The 15,243-nt window shown below is 68.0% G+C and carries 12 protein-coding genes; 8 read left to right on the top strand and 4 right to left on the bottom strand.

The annotated features are described in order from the left end of the window. Positions 1–93 precede the first annotated feature (93 nt). The 6 genes from AC1KVE_RS14065 to AC1KVE_RS14040 all read left to right on the top strand — a co-directional run bounded on the left by AC1KVE_RS14065 (position 94) and on the right by AC1KVE_RS14040 (position 9,458). A complete protein-coding gene (locus tag AC1KVE_RS14065; protein WP_481092419.1) occupies positions 94–2,862 on the top strand; it encodes a DUF2339 domain-containing protein in 2,769 nt (922 codons plus the stop codon). Then, complete coding sequence (locus AC1KVE_RS14060) at positions 2,859–4,217, top strand: DUF3999 domain-containing protein (protein WP_481092386.1); 1,359 nt, start codon at positions 2,859–2,861, stop codon at positions 4,215–4,217. The genes AC1KVE_RS14065 and AC1KVE_RS14060 overlap by 4 nt, the downstream gene beginning before the upstream one ends. A gap of 316 nt (positions 4,218–4,533) precedes the next feature. Continuing rightward, a complete protein-coding gene (locus tag AC1KVE_RS14055; RefSeq protein ID WP_024938168.1) occupies positions 4,534–5,709 on the top strand; it encodes a phosphoglycerate kinase in 1,176 nt (391 codons plus the stop codon). Continuing rightward, a complete protein-coding gene (locus AC1KVE_RS14050) occupies positions 5,706–6,353 on the top strand; it encodes an HAD family hydrolase (RefSeq protein ID WP_481092385.1) in 648 nt (215 codons plus the stop codon). The genes AC1KVE_RS14055 and AC1KVE_RS14050 overlap by 4 nt, the downstream gene beginning before the upstream one ends. Before the next feature lie 343 nt (positions 6,354–6,696). Continuing rightward, a complete protein-coding gene (pyk, locus tag AC1KVE_RS14045) occupies positions 6,697–8,163 on the top strand; it encodes a pyruvate kinase (protein WP_024938169.1) in 1,467 nt (488 codons plus the stop codon). A 290-nt stretch (positions 8,164–8,453) separates the two neighbouring features. Continuing rightward, entirely contained in the window at positions 8,454–9,458 is a 1,005-nt protein-coding gene (locus AC1KVE_RS14040) for a class I fructose-bisphosphate aldolase (RefSeq protein WP_016902277.1), read from the top strand. Positions 9,459–9,620: 162 nt separating this feature from the next. On the opposite strand, the gene AC1KVE_RS14035 is transcribed toward AC1KVE_RS14040, so the two are convergent. The 4 genes from AC1KVE_RS14035 to cobA all read right to left on the bottom strand — a co-directional run bounded on the left by AC1KVE_RS14035 (position 9,621) and on the right by cobA (position 13,288). After that, positions 9,621–10,160 (bottom strand): O-acetyl-ADP-ribose deacetylase, encoded by a 540-nt coding sequence (locus AC1KVE_RS14035; RefSeq protein ID WP_024938170.1) that lies wholly within the window; start codon positions 10,158–10,160, stop codon positions 9,621–9,623. 199 nt (positions 10,161–10,359) lie between these two features. Further along, on the bottom strand, positions 10,360–10,866 hold the full coding sequence (locus AC1KVE_RS14030) for a methyltransferase family protein (RefSeq protein WP_481092384.1): 507 nt from the start codon (positions 10,864–10,866) through the stop codon (positions 10,360–10,362). Positions 10,867–11,106: 240 nt separating this feature from the next. Continuing rightward, positions 11,107–12,066 (bottom strand): cysteine synthase A, encoded by a 960-nt coding sequence (cysK, locus tag AC1KVE_RS14025; RefSeq protein WP_016902280.1) that lies wholly within the window; start codon positions 12,064–12,066, stop codon positions 11,107–11,109. Between the two features lie 16 nt (positions 12,067–12,082). Further along, positions 12,083–13,288 (bottom strand): uroporphyrinogen-III C-methyltransferase, encoded by a 1,206-nt coding sequence (gene cobA, locus AC1KVE_RS14020; RefSeq protein ID WP_481092383.1) that lies wholly within the window; start codon positions 13,286–13,288, stop codon positions 12,083–12,085. 163 nt (positions 13,289–13,451) lie between these two features. Between cobA and AC1KVE_RS14015 the strand changes: the two genes are divergently transcribed. Together AC1KVE_RS14015 and AC1KVE_RS14010 are read left to right on the top strand one after the other, a co-directional pair. After that, a complete protein-coding gene (locus AC1KVE_RS14015; RefSeq protein WP_024938173.1) occupies positions 13,452–14,435 on the top strand; it encodes a LysR family transcriptional regulator in 984 nt (327 codons plus the stop codon). 293 nt (positions 14,436–14,728) lie between these two features. After that, the gene (locus AC1KVE_RS14010) at positions 14,729–15,010 is read left to right on the top strand and encodes a hypothetical protein (protein ID WP_184456683.1); all 282 of its coding nucleotides are present in this window, start codon (positions 14,729–14,731) and stop codon (positions 15,008–15,010) included. Positions 15,011–15,243 lie beyond the last annotated feature (233 nt).

The following is a 15,243-nucleotide window of genomic DNA, read 5'->3' as shown; positions in this document are numbered from 1 at the left end:
TTCAGCCAGTGATTGGCTGCCCAGACGCGGCCTGAGCCTGTATGGTTCGCGCATTCGGCCGGATGCCGACTCAGGGGCTGTGCGTTGGAAACGATGATTGTGACGGTGGTGCTGTTGCTGCTTGCGGTGCCGGTAGGGCTGGTGATCGCCCTGGTGTGGATCGCCGGGCTGCGGCGGCGCGTGGATGCGCTGGAACAGCGGCTTGCGCAATGGCAGGCCAGCGGCGCAGCAGGTGCGGACGCGGCGGCGGTGCACAGGTCAGCGCCATCGCCATCGCCTGCCGGCGCGTGGGAGCCGCAAGCGGCGTCCAACGTCGGCATGCCTGCGTCTGGCGAGCCTGAGCTGCCTCTCGCAGCAGATCTGCAAGCCGCGCCGGCGCCGTCGCCGGTCGCACCACTGCCAGTGCCGCCATCATTGCCGGCAGAAGCTCCCGCATCGTCGGCGGCGCGCAGCGCAGTGCAAGCGCCGCCCCTGATCGCTGCGCCTGCCGAGTCCGAGCAGCCAGCGCACGTGCCCTCCGGGCCGGGCCCGCTGGCGCGCGTGGCCAGCGCAGCGAAGCGCTGGTTCACCGAGGGCAATGTGCCGGTCAAGGTCGGCATGCTGGTGTTGCTGGCCGGTGTGGCGTCGCTGTTGAAGTACGCCAGCGACCAGGGCTGGATGCGCATGCCGATCGAGCTGCGGCTGGCCGGCATCAGTGTGCTGGCGCTGGTCGGCCTGGTCTTCGGCTGGAAGCAACGGCTGCAGCGGCCGGGCTTTGCGCTGGCGTTGCAGGGCGGCGCCATCGGCGGCTTGCTGCTGACGGTATTCGCCGCGTTCAAGCTGTACGGGCTGCTCGGCGCGGGTCTTGCGATGGGCATCAGCGTGGTGCTGATTGCCGGCATGTGCGTGCTGGCGGTGGTGCAGGATTCGCGCACGCTGGCCGTACTGGGCGTGCTGGCCGGCTTTCTCGCGCCGATCTGGCTGTCCACCGGCAGCGGCAATCATGTCGCGCTGTTTTCGTACTACGCGGTGCTCAACGCCGGCATCGTGGCGATCGCCTGGACGCGTCCGTGGCGGGTGCTGAACCTGCTCGGATTCGCCTTCACCTTCGGCATCGGCACGCTGTGGGGTGCGCTGCAATACGCCCCGGCGAAATTCGCCACGACCGAGCCGTTCCTGCTGTTGTTCTTCGCCATGTATGTGGCGATTCCGGTACTGCACGCGCGGCGTGGCGATGGCAGTGCGGGCAAGCTCATCGACGGCAGCCTGTTGTTCGGCACCCCGCTGGTGGCCTTCGCATTGCAGGCGCGCCTGCTGGATGGCGAGCGCCTGCCGTTGGCGCTGTGTGCGCTGGCGGTGGCGGCGCTGTACGCGGGCCTGGCCAGCTGGTTGCTGCGACGTGCCTCCACGCGCCTGCTGGGCCAGGCGCACGCGATGCTGGCGGTCGGTTTTGCGACCCTGGCGGTACCGCTGGCCTTGTCGGCGCGTGCCACCGCCAGCGTCTTCGCGCTCGAAGGCGCCGGCTTGTTGTGGCTGGGGCTGCGGCAGCAGCGTCGCATCCCGCAGTTCAGCGGGGTGGCGTTGCAGTTGCTGGCGGCGGTCGGGGTCGCCTTCGGTGTGGATGCGTGGCGCCACGACACAGTGGCCGTTGCCAACGCTACCTGCATGAGTACCTTGCTGCTTGCATTGGCCGGCTGGGCCAGTGCCTGGTTCCTACGCGATGCAGGGCAGCCGCGCCGCGCGCTGGTGGCGTATCTGTGGGGGCTGGGCTGGTGGGCGCTGTGCGGTGTGCACGAGATCTTGCGCTTTGCCGGCGATCTGCGCAGCGAGCCGGATCTGCTGCTGGGCTTTGTCGCGCTCAGCGTGTGGCTGGCAGCCGAGGTGCATCGGCGTCGCCCGGCAACGGCGCTGGTGTGGACGGCGATGTTCGGGCTGGCGCTGGCCGCGCCGTTGGCGCTGTGGCAGAGCCATGCGCATACGCAACCGTTCGCGCATTGGGGGGCGCTGGCCTGGTTGGCGTTCGCCGTGGCCGGCACGCGCGCGCTGTGGTGCCTGCGCAGGCAGCACGGCGCAGGCGCGGTGGCCGCACAGTTCATCTGGTGGCTGCTGTGGCCGTTGGTGGTGTCGTTGGGCGTAGCCTGGCTGGCCGATACGTTCATGCTGGCAAATGGCTGGCGTTGCGCCTTGCTGGCCGCGCCCTGGCTGATCGTGGCGGCAGTGGGGCTGTTGCGCTGGCCGTGGCTGGCGTGGCCGCAGGGTGCGGGTTTCGATCGGGCACGCAATGCCTTGCTGGGCTGTGTGTTCGCGGTGCTGGGCATCGGTTGGTTGATCGTGCTGCTGGACCCGGTGAGCGCGGCGCCATTGCCATGGCTGCCCGTGCTCAATCCGGCCGAGCTGGCGCAACTGGCGGTGCTGGCCTTGCTGGCGCGTTGGGCCTGGTCTGCGCAGGCGCCGTTGGCCGTGCAACGGTGGCGGGTGACTGCGCTGGGCGTGTCGGGCTGGGCCTTGATCACCGGCAGCACCTTGCACAGCGTGCACCACTGGGGTGGCGTGGCGTGGGATGCCGGGTTGATCGGCGCGACCCTGTCGCAGACCAGCCTGACCATCGTGTGGAGCGTGCTGGGCGTGCTGGGCTGGGTGATCGGCTCGCGGCGCGGTCAGCGTGGACTGTGGCTGGGTGGTGCGCTGTTGATGGGCCTGGTGCTGGCCAAGCTGGTGCTGGTCGACCGCCAGCATCTGGGCAATCTGCTCGGCATCGGCTCGTTCATGGCCTATGGCCTGTTGTGCACCGTGGTGGGCTATCTGGCACCGGCGCCGCCGCGCCAGCCGGTGGCCGAAGAGCAGACTGGCGGAGACGATGGCGTGGACAAGGATCAGGCATGAAATCGAGGCAATGGGGATGGCTGCTGTTGGTGCCGCTGCTGGCGCAGGCAGCCGATGTGCGCCAGGACTATCGTCAACAGTGGCCGCTGCAGGTAACCGGCGCGGACGCCGGCATGTATCAGCTGCGTTTGAATGCGGCGATCTATCGCAGCGCCAATGACGCGGGGCTGCGCGATGTCACGGTGATCGATGCGCGTGGCGAGGAGATGCCGGCCGCGCTCTTGCCGGTGGATGCCGCGCCGGCTGCCGCGCCGCGTCGGCAACGCCTGCCCTTGTTCGCGCTGCCGGCTGGTGCAGCGCCTGCCAACGGCGATCTGCAACTGATCGCCGAACGCGATGCCAGTGGCGCGGTGCGTCGGCTGGAAGGCCGCTTCGCCACCGGCACCGCTGCCGCTGCAAGTGCAGGTGGCAGCTGGCTGATCGATGCCAGCGCGTTGCGCGATCGTCCGCGCGCGCTGTGGCTGGACTGGGACGGCAACATGCCGGTGCAGGCCCGGCTGCGCGTGGAAGGCAGCGACGATCTGCGCGACTGGCACCTGCTCGCCGCAGATGCCACCGTGATGGCGCTGGACAACCAGGCGCAGCGTCTGCAGCAGCGCCGCATCGCATTGGACGCGGGCGCGCGCTATCTGCGCATCGTGCCGGTGTCCGGCGAGCTGCCGGCCTTGCGCGTGGTCGATGCGGAACTGGACGGCGTCTCGGCGCCGCCGCAATCGCAGTGGCTGGAATTGCCGGGCACTGCGCAGGACAAGGCAGTGGTGTATGCCTTGCCTGGGCGCTTTCCGATCACCCAGGTCGATGTCAGCGGCGGTCAGGCCGAGGCGGTCGAATGGATCGTGGCAAGCCGCGATACCGATGACGCGCCATGGCTGCAACGTGCCGGGCCGTGGTTGGCGTATCGCCTGGGTACTGGCACCGCCGCCGCGTCGCCACCGCAACAGCTGTCAGCCCCGGTGCGTGATCGCCAGTGGCGGTTGCTGTCCGCACAAGGGCGCAGCACTGCGCTGCCGACGCTGCGTGTGGGGTACCAGCCGGAGCGGATGATGTTCCTCGCCCAGGGGCAGCCGCCGTATGCGGTGGTCGCCGGCAGCGCGCGGCAGCAACGTGGCGATGCGCCGCTGGCCTCGATGCTGCAGGCACTGCGCCGCGAACGCGGAGCGCAATGGCAACCGGCGCAGGCCAACATCGCCGCGCAGGCACAGCCGCTGGCCGGTGATGCCGCGCTGCAGCCGGCCGCCACACCGCGTGACTGGAAGCGCTGGTTGCTATGGGCGCTGCTGGTCGGCGGCGCCTTGCTGGTCGGTGGTTTTGCAGTGAGTCTGCTGCGCAATTCGGCGACCGACCGCAGCCCCTGACGACCCTTCGCGTTGCAACGCGGTTTGCCGCTGCGGCGCGAAGGTCCGACAATGGGCATCCCCCGTCGCAAAGGCAGCCGCATTGCCCGTCGTCTTCGACCGAGCATCCCCCGCATCGCCAGCCGTATGGGCAGCGACATGCGCGACAGGCAAGCTGCAATCTCCGCGACCTGCACGCGGGCGCAACGCCAGCGTGCAACGGCTGCGCCAAGCCATCCATCCGCGCAGCGCCCAGGCATCGGCGCCACGTCCACCGGCTGCTTTTTCGATTCCCCAATCCCGATTCCCCAATCCCCAGACCTAGCGAGCTGACCCCATGTCCATCGTCCGCATGACCGACCTCGATCTCTCCGGCAAGCGCGTGCTGATCCGCCAGGATCTCAACGTGCCGATCGACAACGGCCAGATCACTTCCGAGCAGCGCATCACCGCGTCGGTGCCCACCATCAAGCTGGCGCTGGAAAAGGGCGCGGCGGTGATGGTCACCTCGCACCTGGGCCGGCCCAAGGAAGGCAGCTGGACCGAAGAAGATTCGCTGGCGCCGGTTGCCGCACGCCTGACTGCGCTGCTGGGCGTGGACGTGCCGCTGGTGCGCGACTGGGTCGACGGCGTGGACGTCGCGCCGGGCCAGGTGGTGCTGCTGGAGAACTGCCGCATGAATGTCGGCGAGGGCAAGGACGACGAGGCGCTGGCGCGCAAGTACGCGGCGCTGTGCGATGTGTTCGTCATGGACGCCTTCGGCACCGCGCATCGCGCGCAGGCCTCCACGCATGGGGTGATCCGCTTCGCGCCAGTGGCTGCCGGTGGTCCGCTGTTGATGGCCGAACTCGATGCGCTGGCCAAGGCGCTGGACAACCCGGCCAAGCCGCTGCTGGCGATCGTGGCCGGCAGCAAGGTGTCCACCAAGCTGGAGTTGCTGTCCAACCTGGTCAACAAGGTGGACCAGCTGATCGTCGGCGGCGGCATCGCCAACACCTTCATCGCCGCAGCCGGGCATGGCGTCGGCAAGTCGCTGAGCGAGCCGGATCTGATTCCCACCGCCAACCAGATCGTCGCCGATGCGAAGCTGCGCGGTGCGGAGATTCCGTTGCCCACCGATGTGGTCGTTGCCAAGCAGTTCCTGCCCGATGCCGAAGCGACGGTGAAGGCGCTCGACGCCGTGGAGGCCGACGACCTGATCCTGGACATCGGCCCGCAGACCGCCGCGCGCTACGCCGAGCTGATCGCCAGCGCCGGCACCGTGGTGTGGAACGGGCCGGTTGGCGTATTCGAGTTCGAGCCCTTCAGTCACGGCACCGAGACGCTGGCGCGTGCGATCGCCAGCTCCAAGGCGTTCTCGATCGCCGGTGGCGGCGACACCCTGGCGGCCGTGGACAAGTACGACATCGCCAAGGACGTCACCTACATCTCCACCGGCGGCGGCGCCTTCCTGGAATTCCTGGAAGGCAAGACCTTGCCGGCGGTGGCGGCGCTCGAGGCACGCGGCAAGTGAGTGCAGCCACGCTGTTCTTCGATCTGGACGGCACCCTGGTCGATTCGGAGCCGGGCATCGTCGCCAGCATCGTGCACGCCTTCGACGCGGTGGGCCAGCCGCGTCCGTCGCCGCAGACCCTGCGCGCGTGGATCGGCCCGCCGCTGCGCGACAGCTTCACCGACTGCTTTCCCGACGATCCGGAGCTGGTGCAGCGCGCACTGGCGGCGTATCGCGGGCGTTACGACGCGGTCGGCTGGACCGAACTGAGCGTGTTCGACGGTATCGGTGAGGTCGTCGTCGACCTGCACCGCGCCGGCCATCGCCTGGCGGTGGTGACCTCCAAGAACGAGCGTTACGCGCGCCGCATCGTCGAGCATCTGCCGTTCGGGGCCTGCTTCGAGAACGTGATCGGGGCCAGCGAAGACGGCGAACGCCGCTTCAAGCCGGACCTGATCGCCGAAGCGCTGCGGCGGCTGGACATCGCCAAGACCGGTTGCGCGATGATCGGCGACCGTCGGATGGACATCGATGGCGCCAACCACCACGGCATCCACAGCATCGGCGTACTGTGGGGCTTCGGCGACGAAGCCGAGCTGCGTGCCGCCGGTGCCGGTGCGATCGCGCACACGCCTGCCGAGTTGCGCGCCTTGATCCAGTCGTAAGAGTGACAAACAGAGCAGCTGCGCGCGTCGCCAGGCGAGCGCAGCCGGCGCTCGTCGTTGGGTAGCGGCACGCGGATGCGGCGAGGGTCTTGCAGCATCCGCGCTGCGACGACCGCTCGCCGTCATCCGACCGCTGCTGCAACCCGTAGGGCCTTCACCGCTGCCGCGTTAGGGTGGCAGCCCACAGCAACATCCCGCGGTGCGTCAGCGCGCTGCGGAAAGCGTACGTACTGTCCCGCACTGTCTTTAGGACATGCCGGAATACGAGGGTGGCTATGCCGCAATGCCATCCTCGGTAGGTGACGCGTGTGTTAAGTTTCGCGGCTTTTACAGGGAGGCCATCATGAAAGAACGTCAACGCCGCACCAAGATCCTCGCCACGCTCGGACCGGCGACGGATCCGCCCGGTGTGCTGGAAGCCTTGTTCAAGGCGGGCGTCAACGTGGTGCGCCTCAACTTCAGCCATGGCGACCCGTCCGGCCAGGCCAAGCGCGCGGCCGAAGTGCGCGCAGCTGCCGTGCGCGTCGGTGCCGAAGTCGGCATCCTGGCCGACCTGCCGGGCCCGAAGATCCGCGTCGAACGCTTTGCCGAAGGCAAGGTCAAGCTGACCACCGGCGAGCGTTTCGACCTGGTGGCCGACCCCAATGCGCCTGCCGGCGACCAGCACCAGGTCGGCGTCAGCTACCTCGGCCTGCCGCAGGACGTGGCCGCCGGCGACGTGCTGCTGCTGGACGATGGCCTGGTGCAGCTGCAGGTGGCCGAAGTGCAGGGGCAGCGCATCGTCACCACCGTGCTCAACGACGGCGTGCTGTCCGATCGCAAGGGCCTGAACAAGCAGGGTGGCGGCCTGTCGCTGGGCGCGCTGACCGAGCGCGACAAGGAGCTGATCGGCATCGTCGCCAAGATCGGCGTGGACTTCATCGCGGTGTCGTTCTGCCGCAACGCCGAAGACATGAATGACGCGCGCCGCATTGCCCGTCAGCACGGCTGCGATGCCGCGCTGGTGTCCAAGATCGAGCGCACCGAAGCGATCGAGAACCTGGTCGAGATCGTCGAAGCCTCCGACGTGGTGATGGTGGCGCGTGGCGATCTGGGCGTGGAAATCGGCGATGCCGAATTGCCGGGCCTGCAGAAGAAGATCATCCGCGAGTCGCTGGCGCAGAACAAAGTGGTGATCACCGCCACGCAGATGCTGCAGTCGATGGTGGAAAGCCCGATCCCGACCCGCGCCGAAGTGCTGGACGTGGCCAATGCGGTCATCGACGGTACCGACGCGGTGATGCTCTCGGCCGAAACCGCGGCCGGTGCCTACCCGGTGCGTGCGGTGGAAGCGATGGCGCGCATCTGTCTGGGCGCCGAGCGCCAGTTCGAGTTCGACACCGACTTCGAAGCGGCGCAACGCAATCTGCAGCGCGCCGACCAGGCGATCGCGATGGCGACCATGTTCCTGTCCGAGCACATCGGTCTGGCCGGCGTGGTCGCGTTGACCGAGTCCGGCGGCACGCCGCGGTATCTGTCGCGCTTCCGTTCCAACATGCCGATCTACGCCTTCACCCGTCACGATGGCGCGCGCCGCCACATGGCGATGATGCGTGGCGTGTTCCCGATCAGCTTCGACAGCCGCGGCCTGACCCCGCGCGAAGCCGCACGTGCGGCGATCCGCCTGCTGGTGGAGAACGAGCGCATGGGACCTGGCGACCGCGTGGTGTTCACCAGCGGCGAGCATATGGAAACCCACGGCGCCACCAACACGCTGCGTCTGCTGGAAGTGGGCGAAGACGGCCGCGCCAGCGGTCTGGGCGAGCTGTAACGCACGGCCTGCGCAGCGCGTGCGTCGTCGGTCGACGCGCGCTGCATCCACATCGTTGCGTACAGACACAGCGGCGGCCTGCGGGTCGCCGTTGTGCTGTGCGGGACAGGGTCTGCGGTGCGAGTGCGCCTGCGGGGCACGCAGCCCGCAGCGTGCGCATCACGCTGGGAGCCGCGCCACACATCCGCCATGCCGGACACGTGTAATCGGTTGCAGGCATTCCGTGAAGGAATGTCTGCAACTTTCGTCGCTATACTTTCGTTCTCCCCCGCAGCTGCCACAGGAACTACATGAGCATCGAACAGCTTGCCGAAACCGCCCAGGCCATGGTCGCCCCGGGCAAGGGCATCATCGCCATCGACGAATCGACCAGCACGATCGCCAAGCGTTTTGCCAGCGTCGGCATCGAGAACATCGAAGAAAACCGTCGCGCCTACCGCGAACTGCTGCTGACCACGCCCAAGCTGAGCGACTACATCTCCGGCGCGATCCTGTTCGACGAGACCATCCGTCAGAAGACCAAGGACGGCGTGCCGTTCGCCGAGTACATGACCGCCCACGGCATCATCCCGGGCATCAAGGTCGACAAGGGTGCGCAGCCGCTGGCCGGCATGCCGGGCGAGCTGGTCACCGAAGGCCTGGACGGGCTGCGCGCGCGTCTGGAGGAGTACTACACGCTGGGCGCACGCTTCGCCAAGTGGCGTGCGGTCATCAACATCGGCGAGGACATCCCGTCCGGCACCTGCATCGAGGCCAACTCGCATGCGCTGGCGCGTTATGCCGCGCTGTGCCAGGAGCAGGGCCTGGTGCCGATGGTCGAGCCGGAAGTGATCATGGACGGCAACCACGACATCGAGACCTGCTACGAGGTCACCGAAGCCACGCTGCGTTCGCTGTTCGGCGCACTGTATGAGCAGAATGTGGTGCTCGAAGGCACCATCCTGAAGGCCTCGATGGTCATCTCCGGCAAGGGCTGCGAAGAGCAGGCCAGCGTCGAGGAAGTGGCCGAGTCCACCGTGATGTGCCTGAAGTCGACCGTGCCGGCGATCCTGCCGGGCATCGTGTTCCTGTCCGGCGGCCAGACCGACGAGCAGTCCACCGCGCACCTCAACGAGATGCACCAGCTCGGCAACCTGCCGTGGCCGCTGAGCTTCTCGTACGGCCGCGCGATGCAGCAGGCCGCACTGAAGCTGTGGGCCAAGGACATGACCGGCAACTTCGCCAAGGCGCAGCAGGTCATCTATGAGCGTGCCAAGGAAAACGGCCTGGCCGCGCTGGGCAAGTGGAAGGGTTGATCGGCATGCCGGCCGCTTCATGGCCGGAGCACACCTAGCGAAAACGCCGGCAGCGATGCCGGCGTTTTTGTTTGTGTGGGTTGCCCCGCGCCCGCACGACTTTCCAAACGCAACGAGCGCCTTGCGGCGCTCGTCATCTCCAACCTCTGCCTCGCACAGGCGTCAGGCGGCAGCGGTTTCCTGCGCAGCCAGCGCCTGCTGGTAGGCCTTGAACGTGGCCTCGTTGTAGGCCACCAGCACGATGTGCTTGGGCACCTTGTGCGAGCGCTGCCAGTCGCGCGTTTCGGTCACGGCGATGCGCGCGGCCTGGTACAGCGGATAGCCATAGATGCCGCAGCTGATGGCCGGGAACGCGATCGAATGCAGCATCATCTGCTCGGCCAGCTTCAACGACTGCCAGTAGCAGTTGGCCAGTTGCTCCGGCTCGTTGTGCTTGCCGTCGCGCCACACCGGGCCGACGGTATGAAACACGTGCCGCGCCTTGAGATCGAACCCATCGGTGATGCGGATTTCGCCTGTGGGGCAACGCACGCCTGGACGCACCTGCGGCAATGCCTCGCAGGCCTGCAGCAGGCGCGGGCCGGCAGCGCGGTGGATGGCGCCATCCACGCCGCCACCGCCTAGCAGTGATTCGTTGGCGGCGTTGACGATGACGTCAACGTCGAGTTCGGTGATGTCGCCTTGCCAGACTTCGATCTTCATGGCGAGATAATTATGGGATTTGCATGAGGAACGCGTGATGGGGCGCGCGTTGCGGAACAGGCACGCTAGCGCCCATTCATCTCATCTGCTGCGATTGCCGGGAACGGCTGTGGCGGTCGTGCGGCGGGAAGTATGCGAACCCGCAAGCTGCGATCAATCCGCTCAATCGTCGAGCAGCGATGTCGCCACGATTGGCGACTTACAGCCAGCGCCGCACGCGTGCGCAATAGGCGCTGTATTGGCGGCCGAATTCGTTGCGCAGACGCGCCTCTTCGAATGGAATCACGTACCGCTGCAGGGCCAGCCAGGGCAGCGGCAGCAAGACGACTGCCCACAGCAGGCCTAGCTGCAGGCACAGGCCCACATAGCTGAGCACCAGCGCCAGGTACATCGGATTGCGGGTGAAGCGATACGGGCCATCGAGTACCAGCCGTGAGGGATGGCCGCTGGGCATGATGGTGGTGCGCCGACGCGCGAACAGGATGAAGCAGCTCACTGCCAGCGCCAGGCCGAGACAGGCGATCATGCCGCCGGCCAGCTCGATCCAGGCCAGTGGCGTCGGTGCAGGCAATGGCAGCTGCAGTGCGCTCTGCAGCCAGGCGCCCACGCCCAGGGCAAGCGCGAAGTGCGCAGGCGAGGTGATCTTGACCAGCCATGGCGCCCGCGAAACGCGGGTGTCGCTGTATCCATACGGCCGGTTGCTCACGACGGTTCTCCCTGTGTCGGTCGCCATCCTAACGTTTCCTTGACGCGGAGGGGAGTATGCGCACGCCGGAGTCCGCCGCACGCGAACGAAAATCCACGCAGGCGTAGTGCCGCGACGTTGGCATGTTCGCGCCGGCACGCGGGAGCACACCGGGCAGCTGCGCAATGACTGGACGACCACAAACACACAGGCCGCGCTGTGGGCGCGGCCTGTGTGTACAAACCAACGCTGTGTGATCGGTCAGGGCAGACCGGCCAGCCAGTCGTCGTCGGAGCCTTCGTTGATGTCGGCAAACAGCGGCGTGGAGAAATAGCGCTCGCCGGTGTCGGGCAACATCGCCAGCACCACTGCGCCGGGCACCGCGCTTTCGGCCACGCGCAGGGCGGTGGCGACGGTGGCACCGCCGGAGATGCCGGTGAAGATGCCTTCTTCGGCGGCCAGGCGGCGCGCCACGCTGATCGCGTCGGTGTCTTCCACGCTCAGCACTTCGTGGGCGACCTCGCGGTTGAGCACTTCCGGCACGAAGTCTGGGGTCCAGCCCTGGATCTTGTGCGGCTTCCAGTCCTGGCCCTGCAATAGCGCAGCGCCGGCCGGTTCGGTGGCGGTGATGCGCACTTCCGGGCGGGCCACGCGCAACACTTCACCCACGCCGGTGAGCGTGCCGCCGGTGCCCCAGCCGGTGACAAAATGATCCAGCCGGTGGCCGGCGAAGTCGCGCAGGATTTCGGCCGCGGTGGTGTTGCGGTGATAGGCCGGATTGGCCGGGTTGGCGAACTGGCTGGCCAGGAACCAGCCATGCTGCTCGGCCAGCTCCCTGGCCTTGCGCACCATGCCGCTGCCGCGCTCGGCGGCCGGGGTCAGGATCACCTTGGCGCCGTAGGCGCGCATCAGCTTGCGGCGCTCGATCGAGAAGGTTTCCACCATGGTGGCGACGAACTTGTAGCCGCGCGCGGCGGCCACCATCGCCAGCGCCACACCGGTATTGCCGGAGGTGGCTTCGACAATGGTGTCGCCGGGCTTGAGCAGGCCGCGCTGTTCGGCATCGAGGATGATCGCCAGCGCCAGGCGGTCCTTGACCGAGCCGCCCGGATTGAACGACTCGACCTTGACGTACAGGGTCACGTGCTCGGGCGCGAGCCGGTTGAGTTTGACCACCGGGGTGCGGCCGATGGTGTCGAGGATGTTGTCGTACAGGGCCATGGGGTCTCCGTCGGAATCAGGCTGCGTGGGCGAGTGTGGGCGCGTCGGGCGTTGCGATGGGTGAGTGCGGGGGCGGCTGCGCGGTCAGCGGCGCTGCGCCGAACCAGTGCAGGCTGGCGGCCAGCCCGGCGACCTCGCCCAGGATCAGCAACGCCGGGGCGCGCACGGCGTGCTGCTGCGCCGTGGCGGCCAGGCTGGCGAGGGTGCCGGTGATCACGCGTTGCTGCGGGCGCGAGCCGTTTTCCACCAGCGCGAACGGGGTGGTGGGTGCGCGGCCGGCCTGCAGCAGGCGTTGCTGGATGCCGTCCAGGCCGGCCACGCCCATGTAGAACGCCAGGGTCTGGCGTTCCTGGCCAAGCGCCTGCCAGTCCAGCGTGTCCAGCGAATCCTTGCAGTGCGCGGTGATCAGCCGCAGCGATTGCGCATGGTCGCGGTGGGTGAGCGGAATGCCGGCATAGGCGGCGCAGGCGATCGCGGCGGTGATGCCGGGAATGACCTGGAAGCCGATGCCGTGGTCGCGCAGGAACTCCAGCTCTTCGCCGCCGCGGCCGAACACGAACGGGTCGCCGCCCTTGAGCCGCACCACGCGGCGACCGGCGCGCGCGTGCTCGCGCATCAGGGCGTGGATCTGCTCCTGGCGCGTGCTGTGGCCCTGGGCGGCCTTGCCGACTTCCACGCGCAGCGCGTCGCGCCGGGCCAGTTGCAGGATCTGCGGGCTGACCAGGCGATCGTAGAGCAGCACATCTGCCTGCCGTAGCGCGCGCAAGGCATGCCGGGTGAGCAGGCCGGGGTCGCCGGGGCCGGCACCGACCAGGGTCACGCTGCCGGGCGAGAGCCGGCCGACCGCGGTGCGTGGCGCCGGGGACCGTGCAGGTGGCGCTGCCGACGCGGCGGGCGTGGCGTCGTGGGTAAGCAGGCGGCGTGCGCTGGCCGCGGTACGCAAGGCATCGTTGAGGTCCGGCGCGGTGCTGGCGGCGATGGTGAGCCAGACCGGTTGGTCGGGCAGCTCCAGCCATGCCGGCTCGAACCGTCCCACCAGCCAACGCAGCCGCCCGGCCTGCGCCCAGTCGCGCAGTTGCGGGCTCAATTCCGGCGCGCCGACCAAGGGGACGGCGCCGGCCTGCAGCAGCGCGGAGGTGGCGTGCTCGGCCTCGGCGCCGCCGCCGATCACCAGGACGGCACGGCCACGCAGGTCGGCAAGAAGCGGGAACACAGAGGGCACGGCCAGCGCATCGAGAGGGGAGGGCCAGACCGTAACGCCGGCATATAGCGGTCGGAAATGACTTCATACACCCTGAAAATAGCGTTCGGTTATAAGCTGGCCCGCAGAACTCCTCTACAGTCGAGTCCTTCGTGGCGCCTCGCGCTTTTTTGGATATAAGCCCATGACGCTGACCCAACTTCGCTATCTGGTCGCCATCGCCGATGCCGAGCTCAACATCACGCTCGCCGCCGCGCGTGTGCATGCGACCCAGCCCGGTCTGTCCAAGCAGCTCAAGCAGCTGGAGGACGAACTGGGCTTTCTGCTGTTCGTGCGCAAGGGACGCAGCCTGGATGCGGTGACGCCGGCCGGCGTGGAAGTGATCGAGCGCGCGCGCTCGGTGCTGTCGGAAGCCAACAACATCCGCACCTACGCGGCCAACCAGCGCCGCGAGAGCCAGGGCCAGCTGACCCTGACCACCACCCACACCCAGGCGCGTTTCGTGCTGCCGCCGGCGGTGGCGCAGATCAAGCATGCCTATCCACAGGTCAGCGTGCATCTGCAGCAGGCCGCCGAAAGTGCGGCGCTGGATCTGCTCAGCCAGGGCGATGCGGATATCGCAGTGGTCAGCACCGCCGGCGGCGAACCGAGCGCCGGCATCGCGGTGCCGCTGTATCGCTGGCGGCGGCTGGTGATCGTGCCGCGCGGCCATGCGCTGGATCAGGCACGCACCGCGCCGGACATGCAGGCGTTGTCGCAGCACCCGTTGATCAGCTACGAATCCTCCACGCGGCCGGGCTCGTCGCTGCAGCGCGCATTCGCCCAGGTCGGGCTGGAGCCGAGCATCGCGCTGACCGCGCTGGACGCAGACCTGATCAAGACCTATGTGCGTGCCGGGCTGGGCGTCGGGCTGGTGGCTGAGATGGCGGTGAGCGCCAGCGACGAGGACCTGCGCGCCTGGCCGGCGCCGGCGCCGATCGCCGAGTGCATCGCCTGGGCAGTGCTGCCGCGCGACCGCGTGTTGCGTGACTACGCCCTGGATCTGGTGCACGTGCTGGCACCGCAGATCGACAAGCGCGACCTGCGCCGCGTGCTGGACGGCAACCAGGCCCCGGCCTGGCCGCTGCCGCCGACCTGGGAATCGCTGACCCAGACCATTACCAGCTGAGCTGGCTGTCGAAGACTGCAGCGCGCATCGAGCACGCTTGCTCGCGACGTCTGCTGTCGACGTCTGCTGTGTCCGGGGGAATGCTTCGGTCACTGAGGGGGCGCCTGCACGCGTACCGGCATGGGACACGCCGCAAGTACGTCCACGTAGCAACTGTGCAACTGCGTCATGCTGGCGGTCAGTGTGCGGAATCGATGACGACTGTCCGTACACTGCGACCTGTACGCCGGGCGTACCGATTCCCCTTGGCTGCGCGCGCGGTCCCTGTTCGCCACTGTGAGGCACTGCCACCGATGACCGAGCCACTGCGTCCGCCCCACAGCCGGCTGTGGTCGCCCGACCAGGACGGCGGCATGGCCTTGCAGCTGTCGGCACGCGTCGAGGGCCGCGAGCATGCGGTACTGACGGTGCTGGCCGATTCCCGGGACGAATCGTTGTGGGTGGAACTGCAGGCCGATGGCACCCAGGTGCAGATTCCGCTGGCGGTGCTGCGCCAGCTGCTGGAGGTTGCGGCGGAAGAGGTGCATTCGGCGGACTGGTTCGCGCGCCAGGATGCGGCCGATTCCGGGTTCTGAGACAGCCCGCGAACGCACATCGGAATGGTGCGCTGCAGCGTCCGCTTTCTAGAAAACCTTTCTTCTATCAATCACTTGAGGAGCGGTGGGCGCTCGCCAAAATGCGCACTGTCGGTGATTCTCCCTACAGCTGTCAGGGCCGTGGCGGCGGGGTGGTCTGGCCGCATCAAGTTGCGCCCTGCGCTGTCGTAAATCCTTATAGCAACCATCACGCGACACTCTCGGACGTCTAG

Source organism: Xanthomonas sp. NCPPB 2864 (assembly GCF_056675615.1).
Note: the sequence above shows the minus strand (reverse complement) of the source record. Positions and strands in the feature narration are given on the sequence as shown.